The 21,565-nt window shown below is 72.5% G+C and carries 16 protein-coding genes; 8 read left to right on the top strand and 8 right to left on the bottom strand.

Annotated features, from left to right (window positions below; translation table 11 throughout):
• Nucleotides 1–94: 94 nt before the first annotated feature.
• Nucleotides 95–2,455, bottom strand: a complete 2,361-nt coding sequence (locus tag DFJ68_RS12615) for a DEAD/DEAH box helicase (RefSeq protein WP_121033708.1) — start codon at nt 2,453–2,455, stop codon at nt 95–97.
• A 131-nt stretch (nt 2,456–2,586) separates the two neighbouring features.
• Between DFJ68_RS12615 and DFJ68_RS12610 the strand changes: the two genes are divergently transcribed.
• Nucleotides 2,587–2,931, top strand: coding sequence for an STAS domain-containing protein (locus DFJ68_RS12610; protein WP_121033706.1), 345 nt, complete (start codon nt 2,587–2,589; stop codon nt 2,929–2,931).
• A gap of 67 nt (nt 2,932–2,998) precedes the next feature.
• Entirely contained in the window at nt 2,999–4,687 is a 1,689-nt protein-coding gene (locus DFJ68_RS12605) for a DUF7059 domain-containing protein (RefSeq protein WP_245963630.1), read from the top strand.
• 6 nt (nt 4,688–4,693) lie between these two features.
• On the opposite strand, the gene DFJ68_RS12600 is transcribed toward DFJ68_RS12605, so the two are convergent.
• Both DFJ68_RS12600 and DFJ68_RS12595 read right to left on the bottom strand, forming a co-directional pair.
• On the bottom strand, nt 4,694–6,244 hold the full coding sequence (locus tag DFJ68_RS12600; protein ID WP_245963629.1) for an OFA family MFS transporter: 1,551 nt from the start codon (nt 6,242–6,244) through the stop codon (nt 4,694–4,696).
• Nucleotides 6,245–6,402: 158 nt separating this feature from the next.
• Nucleotides 6,403–7,224, bottom strand: a complete 822-nt coding sequence (locus DFJ68_RS12595) for a MerR family transcriptional regulator (RefSeq protein WP_121033700.1) — start codon at nt 7,222–7,224, stop codon at nt 6,403–6,405.
• 79 nt (nt 7,225–7,303) lie between these two features.
• Here DFJ68_RS12595 and DFJ68_RS12590 point away from each other — a divergent pair, with 79 nt between their 5' ends.
• The 6 genes from DFJ68_RS12590 (at nt 7,304) to DFJ68_RS12565 (ending at nt 13,828) form a co-directional block, all read left to right on the top strand.
• Nucleotides 7,304–7,648 carry a nuclear transport factor 2 family protein gene (locus tag DFJ68_RS12590; protein WP_121033698.1) on the top strand — a complete coding sequence of 115 codons (345 nt, stop codon included), beginning with the start codon at nt 7,304–7,306 and terminating at the stop codon, nt 7,646–7,648.
• A 50-nt stretch (nt 7,649–7,698) separates the two neighbouring features.
• Nucleotides 7,699–8,484, top strand: a complete 786-nt coding sequence (locus tag DFJ68_RS12585; RefSeq protein WP_121033696.1) for an SDR family oxidoreductase — start codon at nt 7,699–7,701, stop codon at nt 8,482–8,484.
• Nucleotides 8,485–8,692: 208 nt separating this feature from the next.
• Nucleotides 8,693–9,427, top strand: a complete 735-nt coding sequence (locus DFJ68_RS12580) for a TetR/AcrR family transcriptional regulator (protein ID WP_121033694.1) — start codon at nt 8,693–8,695, stop codon at nt 9,425–9,427.
• Nucleotides 9,421–11,151, top strand: coding sequence for an ABC transporter ATP-binding protein (locus DFJ68_RS12575; RefSeq protein ID WP_121033692.1), 1,731 nt, complete (start codon nt 9,421–9,423; stop codon nt 11,149–11,151). The genes DFJ68_RS12580 and DFJ68_RS12575 overlap by 7 nt, the downstream gene beginning before the upstream one ends.
• The gene (locus DFJ68_RS12570) at nt 11,151–13,274 is read left to right on the top strand and encodes an ABC transporter ATP-binding protein (protein ID WP_121033690.1); all 2,124 of its coding nucleotides are present in this window, start codon (nt 11,151–11,153) and stop codon (nt 13,272–13,274) included. The genes DFJ68_RS12575 and DFJ68_RS12570 overlap by 1 nt, the downstream gene beginning before the upstream one ends.
• 107 nt (nt 13,275–13,381) lie before the next feature.
• On the top strand, nt 13,382–13,828 hold the full coding sequence (locus DFJ68_RS12565) for a hypothetical protein (RefSeq protein WP_121033687.1): 447 nt from the start codon (nt 13,382–13,384) through the stop codon (nt 13,826–13,828).
• A gap of 97 nt (nt 13,829–13,925) precedes the next feature.
• Here the strand turns inward: DFJ68_RS12565 and DFJ68_RS12560 are convergent, their stop codons facing one another.
• From DFJ68_RS12560 to DFJ68_RS12540, 5 genes are all read right to left on the bottom strand, one after another.
• Complete coding sequence (locus tag DFJ68_RS12560) at nt 13,926–17,069, bottom strand: PIG-L family deacetylase (protein ID WP_121033685.1); 3,144 nt, start codon at nt 17,067–17,069, stop codon at nt 13,926–13,928.
• Between the two features lie 29 nt (nt 17,070–17,098).
• The gene (locus tag DFJ68_RS12555; RefSeq protein ID WP_121033683.1) at nt 17,099–17,920 is read right to left on the bottom strand and encodes a carbohydrate ABC transporter permease; all 822 of its coding nucleotides are present in this window, start codon (nt 17,918–17,920) and stop codon (nt 17,099–17,101) included.
• Complete coding sequence (locus DFJ68_RS12550; protein ID WP_211333483.1) at nt 17,917–18,765, bottom strand: carbohydrate ABC transporter permease; 849 nt, start codon at nt 18,763–18,765, stop codon at nt 17,917–17,919. The genes DFJ68_RS12555 and DFJ68_RS12550 overlap by 4 nt, the downstream gene beginning before the upstream one ends.
• A 144-nt stretch (nt 18,766–18,909) precedes the next feature.
• The gene (locus DFJ68_RS12545) at nt 18,910–20,265 is read right to left on the bottom strand and encodes an extracellular solute-binding protein (protein ID WP_121033680.1); all 1,356 of its coding nucleotides are present in this window, start codon (nt 20,263–20,265) and stop codon (nt 18,910–18,912) included.
• On the bottom strand, nt 20,262–21,515 hold the full coding sequence (locus DFJ68_RS12540) for a PfkB family carbohydrate kinase (RefSeq protein WP_245963628.1): 1,254 nt from the start codon (nt 21,513–21,515) through the stop codon (nt 20,262–20,264). The genes DFJ68_RS12545 and DFJ68_RS12540 overlap by 4 nt, the downstream gene beginning before the upstream one ends.
• Between the last annotated feature and the right edge of the window lie 50 nt (nt 21,516–21,565).

The raw sequence follows: 21,565 nt of genomic DNA, 5'->3' as shown, positions 1-21,565 counted from the left end.
ACGGCTTTCATCCGAACTGTTCCTATAGGCTAGATAGGAAATTGCACGACGGGAGCAGAACGCAAATACTCGCGCCCCCGGTCTCGGATGCCGGTCAGCGGGCCGGGTGCCCCGCCCCCGACGTCCGCTCGGCCCCCCGCCCCGCGGCATCCACGGGCAGCACGAGGCGCTCCCCGTGACCGAGGGTGAGGTCGAGCAGTGCGACCGCCCCCGTCTTGCTCAGCGGCTCGTTGCCGTTGCCGCACTTCGGGCTCTGGATGCACGAGGGGCAGCCGGACGGGCACTCGCACGCGGCGATGGCCTCCCGGGTCGCGCGCAGCCACTGGCGCAGGCGCCGGTAGCCGCGCTCGGCGAAGCCGGCCCCGCCCGGGTGGCCGTCGTAGATGAGGATCGTCGGCAGCCCGGTGTCGGGGTGCAGGGCCGTCGAGACCCCGCCGATGTCCCACCGGTCCGCGGTGGCGAAGAGCGGCAGCATGCCGATGGCGGCGTGCTCGGCCGCGTGGGCGGCGCCGGGGATACCGGCCTCGTCGACGCCCGCCGCGGCGAGCTCGTCGACGGGCATGGTCCACCACACGGCCTTGGTGGCCAGCGAGCGCACCGGTAGGTCGAGGGGGTGCTCGCCGACGACCTCGCCGCCGGGCAGCCGCCGCAGGAACGAGACGACCTGCGAGCGCACCGTCACCGCCCCGAAGCTGACCCGCAACGGCCCCCACTGCTCGTGCTCGAGCTCGCGCCCGATCTCGAACTCGCTCACCGACCGCGCCTGCGTGCTCCACCCGGGGTCGCCGCGCACCGCGAACGCGGCGCGGTCCTCGAGGTCGAGCTCGGTGACGACCCACGACTGTCCCTGGTGCACGTGCACGGCGCCGGTGTGCACCTGCGCGTGGGCGGCGGCGTCGTCGACGGTCCCGACGACGCGGCCCGTGCGCGTCTCGACGATGCGCACCGGCTCGCCAGCGCCGCGCAGCGAGAGGTGGTCGGAGGGGCGGTCGTCGCGGCCCCAGAACCAGCCGCGGGGTCGACGGCGCAGGATGCCGGCCGCTACGAGGGCCTCGAGCAGCCCCCTCGCCTGTGGGCCGAAGACGTCGACGTCGTCCTCCGTGATCGGCAGCTCGGCGGCCGCGGCCGCGAGGTGGGGCGCGAGCACGTGCGGGTTGTCGGGGTCGACGACGGCGGCCTCGACCCCGCGACCGAAGATCGACTCGGGATGGTGCACGACGAAGGTGTCGAGGGGGTCGTCGGCGGCGACGAAGACGGCGAGCGACGGGTCACCCGAGCGCCCGGCCCGCCCCGCCTGCTGCCACACCGACGCTAGGGTGCCCGGCCACCCGGCGAGCAGCACGGCATCCAGCCCGCTGACGTCGACACCGAGCTCGAGCGCGTTCGTGGCGGCGAGGCCGAGCAGCCGCCGCGAGCGCAGGTCGGTCTCGAGCTCACGGCGCTCCTCCGGCAGGTAGCCGCCGCGGTAGGCCGCCACCCGGTGCTCGAGGGTGCCCGACACGCGGTCGCGGGCGATGCCGGCGACGACCTCGACGCCTGCGCGCGAGCGGGCGAAGGCGACGGTCTGGACGTCACGCGAGACGCAGCCCGCGAGCATCGAGCCCACCTCCGTCAGGGTGCTCGTGCGGTGCAGCTCGCCCCCGGCGTCGGTGGTCAGCGGCGGCTCCCACAGCGCGAATGTCATGGCCCCCCGGGGCGACCCGTCGACCGTCACCGGGTGCACCGGCAGCCCGAGCAGCCGCCCGGCGTGCTGGTCGGGGTCGGCCACGGTCGCGCTCGCGAAGACGAAGGTGGGGCTCGACCGGTAGCGCCCGGCCACGCGCCGCAGCCGGCGCAGCACGGCCGCGAGGTGCGCGCCGAAGACGCCTCGGTAGACGTGGCACTCGTCGACGACCACGTACCGCAGGGCGCGCAGGAACGAGGCCCAGCGGTCGTGGTTGGGCAGCACCGAGTGGTGCAGCATGTCGGGGTTGGTGAGCACGAGGTTCGCGTGGTCGCGGATCCAGCGCCGCTCGTCGGTCGGGGTGTCTCCGTCGTACGTCGCGGCCCGCACGCCCGGCAGCGCGAGGGCGTCGACGCGCGTGAGCTGGTCGGCGGCCAGCGCCTTCGTGGGGGAGAGGTAGAGCGCGGTCGCCCCCCGGCCGTTCGGCGCACGACTGCCCTCCGCGAGGTCGGTCAGCGCGGGCAGCAGGTAGCCGAGGCTCTTGCCGGATGCCGTCCCGGTGGCCACGACGACGTGCCGCCCCTCGTGCGCGGCCTCGGCCACCTCCACCTGGTGCGACCACGGCCGCTCGATGCCGGCGCCGAGGAGCGCCCCGAGGAGGGTGGGCTCGACCCACGTCGGCCACGTCGCCTCCGTGGCGACCCGGGCCGGGACCTCGTGGACGTGCACGACCCGGCCGGGATCGTCGCCGGCCAGGGCGGCCAGCAGCGTGGCGGGGTCGGGCCTGTCCATGTGGAGCTACCGTATGCGGTCGGGGTAGGGTCACCGTCGAGCAGGGCAGTGACGGCGCAGGATACGCCGCCGTCGACCCTCGCGGGGTCCCGCGGGGGCAGGGAATCGGGGGCCGTCCGGAAGGGGAGCGCGTGGAGCTGTCGATCAGCCGTGCCGACCACGGGGACCGCACCGTGGTCCGTCTCGGTGGCGAGATCGACGTCTACACGGCGCCGCTCGTCCGCGAGAAGCTCGACGAGCAGATCACGGCCGGCCGCACCGACCTCGTCGTCGACCTCACCGACGTCACCTTCCTCGACAGCACCGGCCTCGGCGTGCTCGTCGGGCGGCTCAAGCTGACCCGCACGATGGGTGGCTCGATGCGCCTCGTCGGCACCGACGACCGCGTGCTCAAGGTGTTCGCCATCACCGGCCTCGACAAGGTGTTCGAGGTGCACCCCGACCTCGAGTCGGCGCTCGCCGCCGGGACCGCGTGAGCGCTCGGCCCACCGGCGGGAGCGGCGCGAGGCGCGCCGTCGGGCGGCGTCACCGCGGTGCGCGTCCGTGAGGGTGACCGACGCCGCCGGCGCGACCCGCGACCCCGACGAGCGGGACACCCCCGTCGTCGACGAGGGGCTGCTGGAGGCACTGAGAGCCGACCTGCTCGACGCCGGCTTCACGGTCGACGGGGTGGCCGACCGGCTGGGGCCGGTCGCGGCCGCCGCCCTGCACCGCGAGCAGGCGGTGCCCGCCCGTCTCGCGGTATCCGGGGCCGACGACCCCTGCGGCATCCTGCTGTCCTTCTTCACGCTGGGGCAGCCGTCCTCGGCCGCGGCCCTGGACCGAGCCCTGCCTCGCCTGCGGGCCGTGGGCGCGCGGCGCCTCGGGCTGGCCGTGACGGTGATGCCCGGTTCTGCGGGTCCGGCTGGTGACGAGAGCGTCGCAGCGACCACCACCGACACCGACAGTGCGGCCGGTGGCTCCGCGGACGAGCCGCTCGTCGCCCGCTGCGACCTGCGCCCCTACGCCGACGAGCGGCACGACTGGTGGGTGGCCTCCGACCTCGGCGAGCTCGCCACCGGTGCGGCCCTGCGCACCGACCACGTGCTCGGCATCGGCGGGGCCTCGACCACCCTCGCCGCCTGGACGATACGTCGCCCCGTCGACCGCGCCCTCGACCTGGGCACCGGCTGCGGCGTGCAGGCCCTGCACCTCGTCGGTCACGCCCGGTCGGTCGTGGCGACCGACGTCTCGGAGCGGGCCCGTGACTACGCCCTCTTCAACCTCGCCCTCAACCGCACCGAGTCGGCCGCGTCCACCGCGTCCACCGCGTCCACCGCGTCCACCGGGTCGACCGACCCTGCTCCCGGCGTCGACGTCGTCCTCGGTGACCTGCTCGAGCCCGTTGCGGGGCAGCGCTTCTCGCTCGTCGTGAGCAACCCGCCCTTCGTCATCACGCCGCGCGGCGACGACGTCCCGATCTACGAGTACCGCGACGGCGGCCGCTCGGGTGACGCCGTCGTGCGATCGCTCGTGCGCGGCCTCGTCGACGTGCTCGAGCCCGGTGGCGTCGCCCAGCTGCTCGGCAACTGGGAGGTGCCCGCGGGCCGCACGTGGCGCGAGGTGTGGCAGGAGTGGCTCGACGGCGTCCCCCTCGACGCCTGGGTGGTCCAGCGTGAGACGCAGGACCCCGCCCAGTACGCCGAGCTGTGGTCGCGCGACGCCGGGCTGACGGCCGACGGCGACACCGACGACCGCCGGTACGCGGCGTGGCTGCGCGACTTCGCCTCCCGCGACGTCGAGTCGGTCGGCTTCGGCGTCATCACGCTGCAGCGCCCCGAGAGCGACCGTGCGCCGTGGCGTGACCTCGCCGAGGCGACGGGACCCGTCGCGGCCGCCATGGGTCCGGTCCTCGAGGCCGGGCTGCGCGCCCGCACCTGGCTGGCCGAGCACTCCGACGACGAGGTGCTGGCCGTCGCCTGGTCGTGCGCGCCCGACGTCACCGAGGAGCGCCACCACGTGCCCGGCGCGAGCGACCCCAGCGTCATCCTCGTCAGGCAGGGCGGCGGGCTGGGTCGGGCGGTGCGACTCGACACCCTCGCGGCCGCCTACCTCGGGGTGGCCGACGGCGAGCTGACCGCGGGTGCGGCCCTCGACGCCATCGCGACCCTCGTCGAGGTGCCGCCGGAGACGGTGCGCGCCGCGGTGCTGCCGGTGCTGCGCGGGCTCGTCGCCGACGGCATCCTCGTCTGACCTCGCTCAGCCCAGCAGCTTGGCCGCCGTCGTCACGGTCTGGAACACCCCGTAGACGAGGATGACGCCGATGACCGCCCACAGGGCGACGAGCCGCCCGGTGTCGGGCAGGCGCGACGACCCGGCCGCCGTGTCGTCGGTGGGGCGGGCGGTGGCGGCGCGCACCGCGTCGTCGGACTCGTGGAAGCGGTCGGCGACCGGCTTGACGAGCAGGTTGGCGACGAAGCCGACGGCGAGGATGGCCACCATGGTGAGCAGGGCGGGCGTGTAGGCGTCCGCGGTGAGCGTGCCGGGCTTGCCCTGCGCGTCGAGGAACCCGTTGATGATCAGGGGACCGACCACGCCGGCCGCCGACCACGCGGTGAGCAGCCGCCCGTGGATGGCGCCGACCTGGAACACGCCGAAGAGGTCGCGCAGGTACGCCGGGATGGTGGCGAAGCCGCCGCCGTAGAAGGAGATGAGCACGGCGGCGATGAGCACGAACAGCGCCGTGGCGACGTGTCCGAGCAGGGCGAGGGCGAGGTAGGCGACGATGCCGACGCCGAGGTAGACCATGTAGATCGGCTTGCGCCCGATGGCGTCGCTCGTCGAGCTCCAGACGAACCGGCCGCCCATGTTGAAGAGCGAGAGCAGACCGACGAACCCACTGGCGGCCGCGACCGTGACGGTCGACGTGCCGCCCTCGCGGAAGAAGTCCTGGATCATCGGGCTGGCCTGCTCGAGGATGCCGATGCCGGCGGTGACGTTGCAGAACAGCACGACCCAGAGCAGCCAGAACTGCGGCGTGCGCACAGCGTTGGCGGCCGAGACCGAGTGGGTCGTGACGAGGGCCGAGGTGTCCTGCTTCGGGACCCAGCCCTCGGGCTTCCAGTCGGGGTGCGGCACCCGGATGTTGAGCACACCGATCGACATGACGAGTAGGTAGACGACACCGAGCGAGACGAACAGCAGGGCGAGCGACCGGCCGTCGGCGAGCGAGGTCGAGTCGGAGGGTCGGTACTCGGCGTCGTAGAGGCCGAGCAGCTGGCGCGAGAGGGGGCTGGCGACCATGGCGCCGCCGCCGAAGCCCATGATGGCCAGGCCCGTGGCCAGGCCCGGGCGGTCGGGGAACCACTTGATGAGGGTCGACACCGGCGAGATGTAGCCGATGCCGAGGCCGATGCCGCCGATGACGCCGTAGCCGAGGTAGAGCAGCCACAGCTGGGTCGTGGCGATGCCGAGGGCGCCGACGAGAAAGCCCACGCCCCAGCAGATCGCGGCGACGAACATCGCCTTGCGGGGGCCGTTGCGGTCGACCCACGTGCCGAAGACGGCGGCCGACAGACCGAGCATGACGATCGCGATCGAGAAGATGACACCGATCGCCGTCTGGGAGGCCCCGAAGTGGGCGACGAGCGAGGTCTTGTAGACGCTGGTCGCGTACACCTGCCCGATGCAGAGGTGCACGGCGAGGGCCGCCGGCGGGATGAGCCACCGGTTGAAGCCGAGGGGCGCGATCGTGCGCCTCCGGTCGAGCAGTCCGACCGAGGTCGACGGGCGCTGCTGCGTTGCGGTCAAGATGGCCTCCCGGGCGTGGTGACGAAGCGGACGTCGCCCCCGAGATCCAGACGGTGTGTACCCACTGTGAGCCGGCTGGCCACCGGTCGCTCGGGCCGACATAGGTCGGACCCCGCCAGGCGCCGGTCGGCGGCGGTCGTCGCGCCCGACGCGTCGGGTCAGGCCCTCCCCGCGACCTGGAAGACCGGCCACCCGATCTCGGTGCGCCAGGCGGAACGGTCGTCGGTGTCGCGGGGCGTCACGAGGTAGCGCTCGCGCACCGGTCCGGCGACGATGAGCGCGTTCCTGGCGACCCACGCGCCGAGCTCGCCGTAGGTCACGTCGATCCCGTCGTGCTCCCCGTCGTGGGTGGTCACGACGAGCTCGACGGCGGGGAGGGTCACCGCATGCACGCGCCCGCGGGTGGGTGGGTCGGGGACGGGACGGTAGAGCAGCATCCGTCCCCGGCCGCGCTCGAAGAGCTCGTTGTCGTACAGCCCACCCGCCGGTCCGGCCCCTGCCGCGCCCGGCCCTCCGGCTGCGCCGAGGGCCGCGTCGAGCTCGGCCATCGCCCCCGCGTACCAGGCCTCGACGTCGCCCTCGTCCACCTCGTCCTCGACGGCGGCCACCGTCACCGCCGGCTCCCGGCGCAGCTCGACCTGCAGGGGCGGCGGCTCCGGCGCGAGCAGGCGCCGCAGCGAGACGACCGCCGCCCTGGTCCTGGCCAGCTCGGACTCGAGGCGACCGAGGTGCTCGGTGACGAGGGCCGCCCGCTGCTCGGGGTCCGCGGAACCGAGGATCCGTCGGACGTCGGCCAGCGGGACGTCGAGCTCACGGAGCCGGTGGATCACCTGGGCCGTGGGGATCTGGTCGACGTCGTAGTACCGGTAGCCGCTCGAGGGGTCGACCAGCTGCGGCTCGAGCAGGCCCGCCTCGTGGTAGCGCCGCAGCGTGCGGATGCTCAGGTGCGTCATCCGTGAGAACTCGCCGATGGCCAGCATGGCGCCAGTCTGGACCCTCTCCCCGGGGGAGGGTCGAGGCCTTGCCCCTCCCGCCGCGCGAGCACCCACGCTCGAGCCCATGGACACCACGACGCTCGAGCAGCTGCCCACCCCGATCCGTGACTTCCTCCGGGCCCAGGAGGCCAGCGACGCCGAGGCGGCGCTCGCCCTGCTGGCCCCGGGAGCCGTGATCACCGACCTCGGCGAGACCTTCAGCGGCGAGCCGGCCCTGCGCCACTTCGTGAGCGAGGCGGGCGCGGAGTTCACCTACACCAGCGAGGTCACCAAGGTCGCCCGCGACGGCGCCGTCTGGGTGGTGGGCCACCACCTCGAGGGCGACTTCCCCGGCGGCACGGCCGACCTCGACTACCGGTTCGCCCTCGACGGCGAGCGGGTCGGGCGGCTCGACATCGTCGCCGGCTGACCTGCGCCGCACCGACCCGGAACACCCGACCACTCACCCGAGGAGAAGACATGGCAGGCACGGCACGCGACCGGCTCGACGGCCGCAGGGCCCTGGTCACCGGGGGCTCGAAGGGGTCGGGCCGAGCCGTCGCCGGACGGCTCCGTGAGATGGGCGCCGACGTCTGGACCACCGCCCGCACGATGCCCGTCGGCTACGAGCGACCGGACCGGTTCATCGCGGCGGACACCTCGACGACCGAAGGGGTGGCCACCGTGGCCGGCCGGGTGGCCGAGCACGGCGCGCTCGACATCCTCGTCCACGTGGTCGGTGGGTCGTCGACGCCTCCCGGTGGTTTCGCGGCCGTGACCGACGACCAGTGGCTCGCCGAGCTGAACCTCAACTTCATGGGGGCGGTACGGCTCGACCGGGCGCTCGTGCCCGCCATGGTCGCGTCCGGCGGGGGTGTCGTCCTGCACTTCGGCCCCATCCAGCGCCTCATGCCGCTCCACGACGCCACGCTGCCCTACGCGTCGGCGAAGGCGGCGCTGCGCACGTACAGCAAGGGACTCGCGAACGAGCTGGCCCCGCGGGGGGTGCGGGTCAACACGATCAGCCCGGGCGGCATCCGGACCGAGGCCTACGAGGACTTCGTGCAGACGCTGGCGGACGGCAACGGGATGACGGTCGACGAGGCCAGGCAGAGCGTCTTCGACGCCCTCGGCGGGGTCCCGTCGGGCCGGTTCGCGACCACGGAGGAGATCGCCGACCTGGTCGGGTTCCTCGTCTCGGACCGGGCCTCGGCGATCGTGGGCGCGGAGTACGTCATCGACGGCGGGACCGTCCCGACCGTGTGAACCGGAGCCGGGTCCGGTCGACGTCGTCGGCATCGGGGCCGGGGCCGGGCACGGCCTTGTGAGTGAGTGCTCACTCAGCCACACTGGATCGGTGCCCGCCCCCCTCCCGACCGCACCGTCGACCGCACCTCCGAGCGCACGACCGGCCTCACCGCCGACGCCACCGCCGACACCACCGCCGACACCACCGCCGACCCGGGCCGCACCCATGGCCCCCGACGACCGGCGCGACGCACTCGTCGACGCCTTCGTCCGGGTGGCCCGTCGCGAGGGCCGGGCGCCGACGACGAGCGAGATCGCAGCGGAGGCGGGCGTCGCCGAGGGCACCATCTACCGGGTCTTCGCGAGCAAGGACCAGCTCGAGCAGGATGCCGTGCAGGCCGCCTTCTGCCCGGGGCCGGTGCGGCGCCGCATCACCGCCGTCGACCCCGAGGGCTCGCTGCACGACCGGCTCGTCGCCTTCACCCGCATCATGCAGGCCCGCTTCACCGAGGTCTTCGGCCTCATGGGCGCCCTCGGCCTCACCGAGCCGCCCAACCGCGGCCCGCACCTGGCCTGCTACGAGGCCGGCCGCCACGTCCGCGGCCCTGAGGGCGACGCGCACGTCCCGGTGCACCAGCCGCTGCTCGACACCGTCCACGCCCTGCTCGTGCACGACGACGACGAGCTGATCGTGCCCGGCCCCGAGCTCGTGCACCGGCTGCGCCTGTTCACCTTCTCGGCCAGCCACCCCGGCATCACCGACGGGGCCGTGCTGACGCCGGAGGAGATCGTCGACACCGTCCTGCTCGGGCTGCGGCGTCGTGACGATGCCCCGACAAACGGGTTGACCCCCACCCCACGTGAGTCCGTAGCGTCGAGGGCGTCCCGGGCCACCCGGCATCCGAGTCACGACCACCCCGCCGGCGCACGTCGTCCCGACAGAGAGGCACCGTCATGCTGATCCGGCTGCTGCGGGCGCACCTGCGCTCCTACCGCCCCCTGGTCCTGCTCATCGTGGTCGCGCAGTTCGCCAGCACGATGGCCTCGCTGTACCTGCCGAGCCTCAACGGCCAGATCATCGACGAGGGTGTCGCCAAGGGCGACACCGGGTTCATCGTCGGGCACGGCGGCATCATGCTCGCCGTCAGCCTCGTGCAGATCGCCGCGTCGGTCGCCGCGACCTACCTCGCCGCCCGGGTGGCGATGGGGATGGGCCGCGACATCCGCGCCCGCGTCTTCTCCCGGGTCGTCGACTTCTCGGCGCAGGAGGTCACCCGCTTCGGCGCGCCCACCCTCATCTCGCGGACCACCAACGACGTCACGCAGGTGCAGACGGTGACCTTCATGGCCTTCGCCCTGCTCGTGACCACACCGATCATGATGGTCGGCGGCATCGTCATGGCGCTGCGCGAGGACGTCGGCCTCTCGTGGCTGGTCGCCGTCGCGGTGCCCCTGCTCGGCCTCGTCGTCGGCCTCGTCATCTCGCGCATGGTGCCGTGGTTCGGGCGCATGCAGACCTCGCTCGACGGGGTCAACCGCGTCCTGCGCGAGCAGATCACCGGCATCCGCGTCGTGCGGGCCTTCGTGCGGGAGGAGCACGAGGAGGCCCGCTTCGCCGAGGCCAACGGGCAGCTGACGAACGCGGGGCTGCAGGTCGGGCGGCTGCTCGCGCTCGTCTTCCCGATCGTCATGTTCATCTTCAACATCTCGACCGTCGCCGTCATGTGGTTCGGCGGGCACCGCGTCGACTCGGGCGCGATGCAGATCGGCGAGCTGACGGCCTTCCTGTCCTACCTCGTCCAGATCCTCATGGCCGTCATGATGGCCACGTTCATGGCCACGATGATCCCGCGCGCGGCGGTCAGCTCCGGCCGCATCGTCGAGGTGCTCGACACCGACTCGTCGGTCGTCGCACCCTCGCGGCCGACCCGGATGCCGGTCGGTGCGGCCGGTCTCGCCTTCCGCGGCGTCGACTTCCACTACCCGGGGGCCGAGGCGGCCGTGCTGCACGACGTGAGCTTCGAGGCGCGGCCCGGGCGCACGACCGCCGTCATCGGCTCGACCGGCGCCGGCAAGACGACCCTCGTCGGGCTGGTGCCCCGCCTCTTCGACGTCTCCGACGGCACCGTCGAGGTGGGTGGGGTCGACGTGCGCGAGCTCGAGCTCGACGACCTCTGGGACCGCATCGGGCTCGTGCCGCAGAAGCCGTACCTCTTCAGCGGCACGGTGGCGAGCAACCTGCGCTACGGCAACCCCGAGGCGAGCGACGACGAGCTGTGGGAGGCCCTGCGCATCAGCCAGGGCGAGGACTTCGTGCGCGCCATGGGCGGGCTCGACTCACCCATCGCGCAGGGCGGCACCAACGTGTCGGGCGGGCAGCGTCAGCGGCTCGCCATCGCGCGGGCCGTCGTCACGCGGCCGGACATCTACCTCTTCGACGACTCGTTCTCGGCGCTCGACCTCTCGACCGACGCGAGGCTGCGCCGCGCGCTGCGGCCGGTGACGGCGGCCAGCACCGTCGTCATCGTCGCCCAGCGGGTCTCGACCATCGTCGACGCCGACCACATCGTCGTGCTCGACGACGGCCGCGTCGTCGGGCAGGGCACGCACGACGAGCTGCTCGCGACGTGCGAGACCTACCAAGAGATCGTCGAGTCCCAGCGCAGCGCGGAGGTGGCAGCCTGATGGCCGAGGGAGTCAAGACCGAGGAGGAGAAGGCCGCCGCCGAGCGCCGCGGCCCGCAGCGGTCGGGCGGTCCGATGTCGATGGGCCAGCCCGCCGAGAAGTCGCTCGACTTCGGGCCGTCGGCCAAGCGGCTGCTCGGCCGGCTACGACCTCACCGCGCCAAGGTCGTCGTCGTGCTCGTGTTCGCCGTCGTGAGCGTCGCGCTCAGCTCGATCGGGCCGAAGGTCCTCGGCCGGGCCACCGACCTCATCTTCGCCGGCATCATCGGGCGGCAGGTGGGCGAGGGCGCCCCGCCCGGCACGACGAAGCAGCAGGTTGTCGACGGCCTGCGCGCCAGTGGTCAGACGACGTACGCCGACCTCGTGTCGAACGTCGACTTCGTCCCCGGCCGAGGCGTCGACTTCGACGCCGTCGGTCGCGTGCTGCTGCTCGTCGTCGGCCTGTTCGTCGTCGCCTCGCTGCTCATGTGGGTGCAGGGCTGGATCCTGCAGGGGGTGCTCCAGCGCACCATGTACGACCTGCGTCAGGAGGTCGAGGCCAAGCTCAACCGGCTGCCGCTGCCGTACTTCGACAACCAGCCACGCGGCGAGCTGCTCAGCCGGGTCACCAACGACATCGACAACGTCGGGCAGTCGCTGCAGCAGACCCTGTCGCAGCTGCTCAACTCGCTGCTCACCGTCATCGCCGTGCTCGGCATCATGTTCTGGATCTCGTGGGTGCTGGCCCTCATCGCCCTCGTGACGATCCCGATCTCCATCGTCGTCACGGCCCTCATCGCCAAGCGCTCGCAGAAGCTGTTCGTGCAGCAGTGGCGCAACACGGGTGAGCTCAACGGCATCGTCGAGGAGACCTTCACCGGGCACGGCCTCGTCAAGGTCTACGGCCGCCAGCGCGAGACCGAGGCGGAGTTCGAGCGCAAGAACGACGAGCTGTTCGGCGCCGCGTTCGGGGCGCAGTTCATCAGCGGCATCATCATGCCGGTCATGATGTTCGTCGGGAACCTCAACTACGTCGCCATCGCCGTCGTCGGCGGTCTCCGGGTGGCGAGCGGCACGATGAGCCTCGGCGACGTGCAGGCCTTCATCCAGTACTCCCGCCAGTTCACCCAGCCGCTCACGCAGGTGGCCTCCATGGCCAACGTGCTGCAGTCGGGCGTCGCCTCCGCCGAACGCGTCTTCGCGGTGCTCGACGCGCCGGAGCAGGAGCCGGATGCCGGGTCGCCCGTCCGCCTCGACGACCCCCACGGGGCCGTCGCCTTCGAGGACGTCTCGTTCGCGTACACGCCGGAGAAGCCGCTCATCGAAGGGCTCGACCTGTCGGTACGGCCCGGCGAGACCGTCGCCATCGTCGGCCCGACCGGGGCCGGCAAGACGACGCTCGTCAACCTCGTCATGCGGTTCTACGAGCTCGACGGCGGACGCATCACGATCGACGGCGTCGACATCCGCGACCTCACCCGCCACGACCTGCGCTCGCGCATCGGCATGGTGCTGCAGGACACCTGGCTCTTCGGCGGCAGCATCCGCGACAACATCGCCTACGGGCGGCCCGGGGCCACCGACGCCGAGGTACTCGAGGCGGCTCGCGCGACCTACGTCGACCGCTTCGTCCACTCGCTGCCCGACGGCTACGACACGGTGCTCGACGACGAGGCAGGCAACATCTCGGCCGGTGAGAAGCAGCTCGTCACCATCGCCCGGGCGTTCCTGTCCGACCCGGCGCTGCTCATCCTCGACGAGGCGACGAGCTCGGTCGACACCCGCACCGAGCTGCTCGTGCAGCAGGCCATGGCGGCGCTGCGGGCCGACCGCACGAGCTTCGTCATCGCGCACCGGCTCTCGACCATCCGCGACGCCGACCTCATCCTCGTCATGGAGGACGGGCACATCGTCGAGCAGGGCAGCCACGCCGAGCTGCTCGAGGCAGACGGGGCGTACGCGCGCCTCTACCGCGCCCAGTTCGCGGGGGCGGCATCCGCCCTCGACGACGACCCGGTGCAGGTGCCGGTCGCGGCGCCCGGGTTGGTCAGCGTGGGCGCAGGAGCCCCCGGTCCGGCCGGTGGGCCGGGTGTGCCCGCGCCCGACGACGCCGTCCCGGCCCCGCACGACCCGGAGGAGCGCTGACCTCCTGACGGACGGTGGGCACGCACGACAGGCGGGCGGTGACGGGAACCCGTCGCCGCCCGCCCGCGTCGAGGGCCAGGTACGTCCACTCGATCGAAGGAGCAGTCATGAACCGTGCGGCCAAGGTCCTCGTCGCAGCAGTCGGGCTCGCGGGGGCGACGATCGTCCCCTCCGCCGCCACCTCGTCGGCCGCCGAGTCGTGCGGCGGGTCGCTCATCTGGCACGGCGTGGCCAAGGACTCCGGCCGGGTCGTCGGCGCGCTCGACGTCTACTGGAACGGCTCGACGGGCACGAACTGCGCGAAGTTCTCGCGCGCCGGGGGCGAGTTCGGCGACTACGGGCAGGGCCGCCTGACCTACGTCCGCCTCTCGACGTGCGCCACCAAGGCGTGCACGTCGTACATCGCCCAGAAGGTCGACGGCCCGAAGGTGTACGCGTACTACGCCGGGCCGGTCAAGGTCGGCGCCCGCAACCACTGCGTGCAGGCCGACGGCGGCGTCTACCTCCACGGCGCGTGGCGCCAGGTCGGCACCGGCACCATCGGCTGCCGCTGACCCGACGCGGGGGGGAACCGTCGAGAGGCCACTTCCCGACGACACGTGGTGTCGGGAAGTGGCCTCTCGACGTTCAGAGGGTCAGGTCGTCAGCGCCTCACGGCGTGACGGCCCGGTCGATGGCCTGGACCTCGTCGTCCTTCGTCTCGTAGGAGACGAGCAGCCGCGCCTGCCCCGCCGCCACGAGCTTGCGCTCGGCCGGTGAGAGCAGCAGCGACACGTACGAGGTCCCCGGACGCACCCGCGTGGTGGCCTTCGAGAGCACCCGCCCGCTCATGTCGGGCGACCAGGCCGGGATGCCGCCGTCGGCGAGCGCGCACGGCGTCATCCCGTAGTCGGGCGCCGGGTCGGCCGCGGGGTCGCAGCTCGTCGTCCACACCGGGATGTAGCCGGTGTTGCCCGACCACAGGAACATCCGCGCCGTGCCGACGCCGCGCGACTGCAGCCGCACGTTGACCGTCGAGCGGGCGAGGTTGACCGCCTTGACCTGCAGCTCCTTGCCCGGGGCCACCGGCGTGCGACCCGAGATCGGCACGCCGTTGCGCGCCGACTGCGCGATCGTCTGCGGCGACTCCGCCCCGTTGAGGTTGGGGCTGCTGACGTTGGCCGGAGGTGCCGTCGTCGGCCGGTCGGCCGGCGGGGTGTAGCCGGGCAGCGTGGCCAGGCCCCAGCGGTACGGGTCCGACTGCACGGAGCCGAGCGCCGACCACCCGAGACGGGTGCTCATGTCGATGTGCCGCAGGGTGGTCGTGCCGGCCGCCGACGTGTCGTCGTTGTCGTAGGGCGTGATGTTCAGGCCCATGCGGTCGGGGTCGACCGCCGCCGGCAGGTCGGCGAGCGGGATCTTCACCTCGAGGTCGTAGCCGCCACCGGTGTAGGCGTGGTCGGTCGTCGTCTCGTTGCTGCCGACCCACTTCGCCGTCGAGGCGACCTCGACGCCGGGGGCGTTCGGGGCGTCGTCGACGGTGCTCGCCAGCGGGCCGGTCGAGTACCCCTGGTGGTTGTCGGCGTCACGTGACCAGCACGGCCCGTTGGCCCCGTTGCCGTTCGACCCGGTGGGGTCGTTGGTGAACGGGAAGACGCCGAGCTTGAAGGTGCTCGCCGTGTCGGTGAGCTTCTCCGACGAGTCACCGCGCGGGTCGAGCAGGATCTCGACCGAGTCGGCCTGCCAGTGCGCGACGCACTCGGCGGGCGTGACGGCGTACGACTGGTAGTCGTCCTTGATGTGCGCGAAGACGTACAGCGCGTCGCCGGTGCGGGTCACCTTGGCGGTGCTGCCCTCACCCGTGCTCGACACACCACAGTCGGCGGTGCCGGTGCAGCCCGTCGCACCCTGCCAGATGCGGCCGAGGTCGAGGGTGGGACCGGGGTACTCCTCGGCCGTGGCCGTGCCGTCGACGACGGGCGCGGTCGCGACCTCGGGGATCGTCGTCGTGGGCACGATGGTCATCGTGAGGTTCTCGGACCCGGACCCCGCGGAGTCGCCCGCCCCGAACGTCGTCGTGATCGGGATGGTGAGGTTCTGCACCGGCGGCAGCGCCGTGTCGGTGCTCGTGACCGAGAACGTCACCGTGGCCTCCGCGCCGGCGGCGAGGTCGGCGTAGGGCTTGGTCGTCTCGGATGCCGTGAGGCCCGCCGGCAGCGCCAGCGAGACCGTGCCCGACTGGGTCGTCGCCGACCAGTTGTGCACGACGACGTCGACGTCGCGGGTCGTGCCGACGCCCATCGAGGCGATGGCGGTGGACCGGCCGAGGCGCTGCGCCTGGGGCGCGACATCGGTCAGCCAGCTGTCGTACTCGGCCCAGTTGCCCCACCGCTGGAAGCGGCCCTCGACCGGTGCCACGGCGCGGACGACGTTGTCGGTGTAGCCGCTCTTGTCACCGGTCGTGTAGCGGGCCGAGACCTTGGCGTTGGCGTTGACGGCCACCCCGGCGGGCGGGGTCACCTCGAAGTCGACGGTCGTCTCGCGACCGCTCGTGACGCGCCCGACCCGCTGCGGGGCCGAGACGGTCCACCCGGCCGGGACGCCCAGCGCCACGGTCCCGGCGGCGAGCGCCGCACCACCGGAGCGCAGGTGCACCGTCGCGGTGAAGGGGACACCGGCGACGTTGTAGAACCGCGAGAAGGTGATCTTCTGGGTCGTGCCGAGCGGCAGGCCGCCCGGGTCCTGGACGACGGCGCCGTAGAGGATGGCGTCGTCCTTGCCGGCCAGCGGGTTGGCGGCGCCGTCGGCGCCGACGTTGGGCTGGAAGGGCACGAAGGCCTCGGTCATGCCGAAGCGCGGGCAGCCCGGGTTCGACACGCCCTTGTACATGACCCGGCTCTGGGTCGGGTAGGCCGAGCGGCCCTCGTCGGCGACCTGCTGCCAGATCTTCGGCGTGCCGGCGGGCTGGCCCTGCAGGTTGCCCGCGGGCCAGGCGTACGGCGAGGGGTAGCCGGTCCAGACGCCGGCGACGGTGTCGTTGTTCGTCGCGTCGGGCACGAAGCCCGTCGTGCAGTCGGCGCTGGTCGTCGTGCCACCGGTGCCGAGCGTGCTGCCGCCCGAGAAGACCTTCTTGACCTGCCACGTGCTCAGGGCGTTCGGGCCCTTGAGCTGCTCGGGGAACATCGTCGGGTCGGCCGCCGCGAGCACGCCCTCCCAGATGAACCGTCCTGCCTGCTGGTGGTTCCCGTGCCCGGCGGCGAGGGTCGGGGTGAAGCCGACGTAGACGTCGGGCTGGGTCTCGCGGATGACCCGGGTGATCCGGCGCAGCGTCTCGTCGTGGTCCCAGAACTTCTGGGTCAGCGGCGCGCTCTGGTTGTAGAAGAAGTCGACGCGGTCGAGGTTGAAGATGTCGATCGTGCCCGAGCGGTAGTGCGCGACGCGGTCCTCGTTCTCGCGCCGGAGCCCGAGCGCCGGCCCGATCTCGGTGCCGACCGCGTTGCCGCCGCCCTCACCGCGGGTGACCATGATAACGCCGCACTTGACGCCGTACCGGTCGTGCCAGACGCCGCACGGGCCGATGATGCTCGTGTCGTCGTCGGGGTGGGCCCACTCGCCCATGACGTTGATCTTCGTGGCCGGGTCGGCGACGTAGCGCCCGCCCGCCTTCTGGCTGTCGGCGGATGCCGTGGTGCTGGGTGACGATGTCACCGGCTGTCCGGCGGTGGCCGAGGCCGCCGCCGCTCCGGTGCCGACCGCCAGTGTCACGGCCGCGGAGGCGGCGGTGAGCACGGCGACCGTAGAGCGGTATCGCTGCATTGCGATTCTCCCTGGGTCTGGTGATGCGGTTACTCCCTGATCGCGCCCTCCAACATGCCTGCGATGAAGTGACGCTGCAGGAAGAGGTAGAGCACGACGACGGGGGTCGCGACGATGACCGCGCCGGCGGCCAGCAGCGTGAAGCCCGACGTGTACTGCCCCTGGAAGAAGGCCAGCCCGAGCGGCGCGGTGCGCAGCGACTCGTCGGTGACCATGACCAGGGGGATGAGGAACTCGTTCCAGGTCCACATGAAGACGAGGACGACGAGCGTGACGATGGCGGGCCGGGCGAGGGGTACGAGCACCTGCCACAGGATGCGGCGGGTCGACGCCCCGTCGATGCGGGCCGCCTCGACGAGCACCCGGCTGCTGCTGCGGAAGTAGGCGCGCATCCAGAAGGTGCCGAAGGCGACCGACTGCGCCACCTGGGGCATGGCCACCGCCCAGAAGGTGTCGGTGAGGCCGATGGCGCGCAGGTCGAAGAAGAGCGGCACGACGACGGCCTCGCTCGGCATCATGATGCCGAGCAGGAAGAGGTAGAACAGCACGGTCTGGCCGCGGAAGCGCATGCAGCCGAAGGCGTAGCCGGCCAGCACCGACAGCACGACCGTGCAGGCGACGACGAAGGTCGAGACGAGCGCCGACATGCGCAGGTAGGTGCCGAAGCGGCCGATGTCCCAGGCCTGCGCGAAGTTGCCGAGGTGCAGGCCGGCGAACGAGGACCCCTGTGCCCCGGTGTCGTCGGCCCCGAGCGCCGAGACGAGCACCGTGACGATGGGCCAGAGCGCGAAGAGCGCGAAGGCGATGAGGATGACGTAGTTCGCGGTGCGCTCGCCCCGCCCGACCCTCACGAGTCGCCCCGGTCGCCGATGCGGGTGATGACGAAGGAGATGGCGAAGATGAGCACCGTGAGGCACACGCCGATCGCCGCGGCGGAGCCGACCTGGCCCAGCTGGAAGGCCCGGTTGTAGACCTCGTAGGACGGCACCGAGGTCGTGGTGCCGGGGCCGCCGCGGGTCGTGACGTAGACGAGGTCGAAGGTGCGCAGGGCCGCGATGACGGTCAGGGTCAGGGCGACGGAGATCTCGCCACGCACCGACGGCAGCGTGACGGCGAGGAACTCGCGCACCGGCCCGGCGCCGTCCAGGCGGGCGGCCTCGTAGAGCTCGGGGTTGATGCGGCCCATGCCGGCGAGCAGCAGGATCGTCACGAGGCCGGTCTCGAACCAGGTCCCGACGAACCCGATGGCGGGCAACGCGGTGCCGTAGTCGCCGAGCCACGCGCGGCCCAGCGAACCGAGCCCCACGGCATCCAGCAGGCTGTTGAGGCCCCCGTCGGGGGCGAAGATGCGGCGCCAGGCCACCGCGACGACGACCATGGCGATGACCTGCGGCAGGAAGACAACGGTGCGGAAGAACGGCAGGCCCCGCACCCGCGCCCGGTTGAGGATCGAGGCGAGCACGAGACCGACGACCGTCGGCAGCACGGCGAAGAAGCCGATGAGCACGAGGGCGTGGCCGAAGGCGGCGCGCAGGCCCTCGTCGGCGAGCACGTCGGCGTAGTTCTGGAAGCCGACCCACGACGCGAGGGTCAGCCCGTCCCAGTCGTAGAACGAGATCTGCACCGCACGCACGAGCGGGTAGAGCAGGAACGCGGCGTAGACGAGGAAGGCGGGCAGCAGGTACAGGTACGCGATGCGTCGCGGCTCGCCCGGCGCGTGCGACAGCGGGACCCGCCCGCGGCGCAGGCGTCGGCCGCCGCCACGGGCGACCGTGGCGGCGCCCCGCTCGGTGTCGGTGCCCGTGCCGGCGCGGACGCCGACGCCCGCCCCGAGGGCCACTCAGCCGTTCTTCGCGACGAAGGCGCTGCGGTCCTTCTCGACCGTCGCGAGGAACTGCTCGGGTGTCGCCTTCTTGGCCAGCAGGTCCTGCAGCGCGGCGCCGAGCGTGTCGGGCATGGTCGGCGTCGCGTAGTCGAGGTAGGGCACGAGCCCGTCGCCGTCGACCGCCTTGGCGAAGCTGGTGAAGACGTCCTTCTGCAGACCGGCGCTCTGCTGCTCCGCCGTGTCGGCGAGGGGCAGGTTGCCGGTCGTCGCGAGCACCGCGGACGCCTTGGCGTTGGTGATGAAGTTGATGTACGCGGCGGCCGCGTCGGGGTTCTTGCTCTTGCTCGTGATCGAGAAGGGCAGCCCGGTGCCGCCGGTCGCGACGGGCTTGGCGTCGGCGGTGTCACCGGGGGGCAGCATGAAGCCGACGTTCTCGCCCATGGCCTTCTGCAGGTCGGCCTGCAGCCACGTGCCGGCGATGAGGTACGCACCGGTGCCCTTGCTGAACGCCTGCCACGCGGGGTCGTAGTCCTCGCCGTTGAAGCCGGGGTTGAGGTAGCCCTTGTCGACCCAGTCGACGAGCGTCTGGGCGGCCTTCGTGTTCTCCGGGGTGTTCCACGTCGGGCCCTGTCGGCCGAACGCGAGCTCGCGGATCTGGTCGGCGGGCGTCGTGCGGCCCTGGATGGTGCCGAAGACGTGGATCGCCGGCCACTTCTCGAGGTTGCCGAGCATGAGCGGCACCTGGTTCTTGCCCTTCAGGGTCGCGAGCGAGGTCTCGAAGTCGGCCCACGTCGTCGGCGCGGTCACGCCGGCGTCGGCGAGCACCTTCTTGTCGTAGTAGATGCCCACGACCTCGCCGACCTGCGGCAGCCCGTAGAGGTTGCCCTCGCCGAACGTCTTGCCGTCGGGGCTGTACGAGACGTACTGGCGCACGGATGCCGGGTAGCGCTCGTTCCAGCCGTAGGCCTCGGCCCACTTGTCGAGCGGGAGCAGCTGGCCGGCCTTGACGAACTCGCCCATGTCGGAGCGCCCGTTGTTGGCCTCGACGACGTCGGGGGGCTCGTTGCCGCTGAGCGCCAGCCGCAGGGTGGTCTTGAGGTCGTCGAACGAGCGCGACACGCGCTTGATCTTGATGTTCGGGTAGGCCTTCTGGAACTCGTCGTTGAGCTTCTGCATCTGGGCCGCCTGCCCGCCGCGCACCTCCTGGTCCCAGATCGTCAGGGTCACGTTGCCGAGCTTGGCCGCGTCGGTGTTGACCGAGCTGACCGTGGGCGCAGGCGTGCTCGCCGTGTTGCTGCCTGGTGTGCAGGCGGCCAGCACGACGACGCCGAGCGCGCCGGCGGTCAGCGTCGCGAGTCGAGAACGGGTCATGACGGGTCTCCTTCGAGCGGGGCTGCGGGGTGCGGGTCGAGGGTCGGGGTGGCGCCGGGGGTGGTGAGGGAGCCGGTGTCGGGGCCGGCCTCGCTGGCCGGGGGCGGCGCACCGTCGGCGTGGGGGCCGTCGGCCACGTCGGCGTACCGGGCGATCGTGGCGTGGGCGCGGTGGACCGCACCCAACGGGATGTCGGGGACGAGCTCTTCGAGGAAGGCGTAGCGGCGCCGCAGCGACTGGTGGTAGCTCGAGCGGTCGCTCGAGTCTCGCACCCCGTGCCACCACTCGCCGATGTCACCCCAGCCGGGTGCCGACAGCGAGCCGCCGAAGTGCTGCACGGCGAGCCCGGAGCACAGTGAGGCGAAGGCGAGCCGGTCGGCCAGCGGCCACCCGGCGAGGGTGCCGAGCACGACGCCGGCGCCGAAGACGTCGCCCGCACCGGTCGGGTCGAGGGCCGGCACCCGCAGCGCGGGCACCGTCGCCTCCTCACCGGTCGTGCCGTCGATGGCGAGCGCACCGGCCGAGCCGTTGGTGACGACGGCCAGCGGCACCCGGTCGGCGAGCGAGTACAACGCGTCGGATGCCGTCTCGGTGCGTGTGTAGGCCATCGCCTCGCGGGCGTTGGGCATGAAGGCGTGGCACAGGCGCAGCTGGTCGAGCAGGGCCGGCGACCAGGCGCCGGTCGGGTCCCAGCCCACGTCGCCGAAGACGAGGGCGCCCTGCTCGTGGGCGAGGTCGACCCAGGTCGGGTGGTCGGCGTCGCCGATGTGCTCGTCACCACCGAGGTCGACCATCACGGCCCGGCACGTGGGCGGCGTGCCGATGAGCTCGGACGCGCTGATGGGGGAGGGGTGCCCGTGCGTGACCATGCTGCGGTCGTGGTGCACCGACATCGACATGGTGACGGGGGAGTGCCAGCCCTCGAAGCGACGTGACCGGCTCAGGTCGACGCGCTCCTGGTCGGCGAGCGCGGTCCAGCAGAAGTCGGCGTAGACGTCGTCGCCGAAGGCGGCGGCGAGCGAGGTGCGCAGGCCGAGCCGGCTCGAGGCGACGGCGAGGTTGGCGATGCCGCCCGGGCTGGAGCCCATCCCCTCGGCCCAGACCTCCTCGCCGGCCGCGGGCATCTCGGCCATGCCGGTGAAGATGACGTCGAGGAACACCGTGCCCCAGAGGAGCACGTCGTAGTCGGGCTCGCCGGGGGTCCGGACGCTGCCGAGAGGGTCGAACCCGGTGCGTGACGCCGTGGTCACCGCCTCGCCTCCCTCAACTCGTGTGACGTGCGGCCATCCTGCCCACCCGG

Source organism: Terracoccus luteus, from assembly GCF_003635045.1.
GTDB lineage: Bacteria > Actinomycetota > Actinomycetes > Actinomycetales > Dermatophilaceae > Terracoccus > Terracoccus luteus.
Note: the sequence above shows the minus strand (reverse complement) of the source record. Positions and strands in the feature narration are given on the sequence as shown.

Coding starts and splice junctions, on each gene's coding strand:
- DFJ68_RS12580 (WP_121033694.1), top strand. CDS start 8,693: ATGGCCCCCGACGACCGGCGCGACGCACTCGTCGACGCCTTCGTCCGG.
- DFJ68_RS12590 (WP_121033698.1), top strand. CDS start 7,304: ATGGACACCACGACGCTCGAGCAGCTGCCCACCCCGATCCGTGACTTC.
- DFJ68_RS12615 (WP_121033708.1), bottom strand. CDS start 2,455: ATGGACAGGCCCGACCCCGCCACGCTGCTGGCCGCCCTGGCCGGCGAC.
- DFJ68_RS12560 (WP_121033685.1), bottom strand. CDS start 17,069: ATGCAGCGATACCGCTCTACGGTCGCCGTGCTCACCGCCGCCTCCGCG.
- DFJ68_RS12565 (WP_121033687.1), top strand. CDS start 13,382: ATGAACCGTGCGGCCAAGGTCCTCGTCGCAGCAGTCGGGCTCGCGGGG.
- DFJ68_RS12570 (WP_121033690.1), top strand. CDS start 11,151: ATGGCCGAGGGAGTCAAGACCGAGGAGGAGAAGGCCGCCGCCGAGCGC.
- DFJ68_RS12585 (WP_121033696.1), top strand. CDS start 7,699: ATGGCAGGCACGGCACGCGACCGGCTCGACGGCCGCAGGGCCCTGGTC.
- DFJ68_RS12545 (WP_121033680.1), bottom strand. CDS start 20,265: ATGACCCGTTCTCGACTCGCGACGCTGACCGCCGGCGCGCTCGGCGTC.
- DFJ68_RS12575 (WP_121033692.1), top strand. CDS start 9,421: ATGCTGATCCGGCTGCTGCGGGCGCACCTGCGCTCCTACCGCCCCCTG.
- DFJ68_RS12595 (WP_121033700.1), bottom strand. CDS start 7,224: ATGCTGGCCATCGGCGAGTTCTCACGGATGACGCACCTGAGCATCCGC.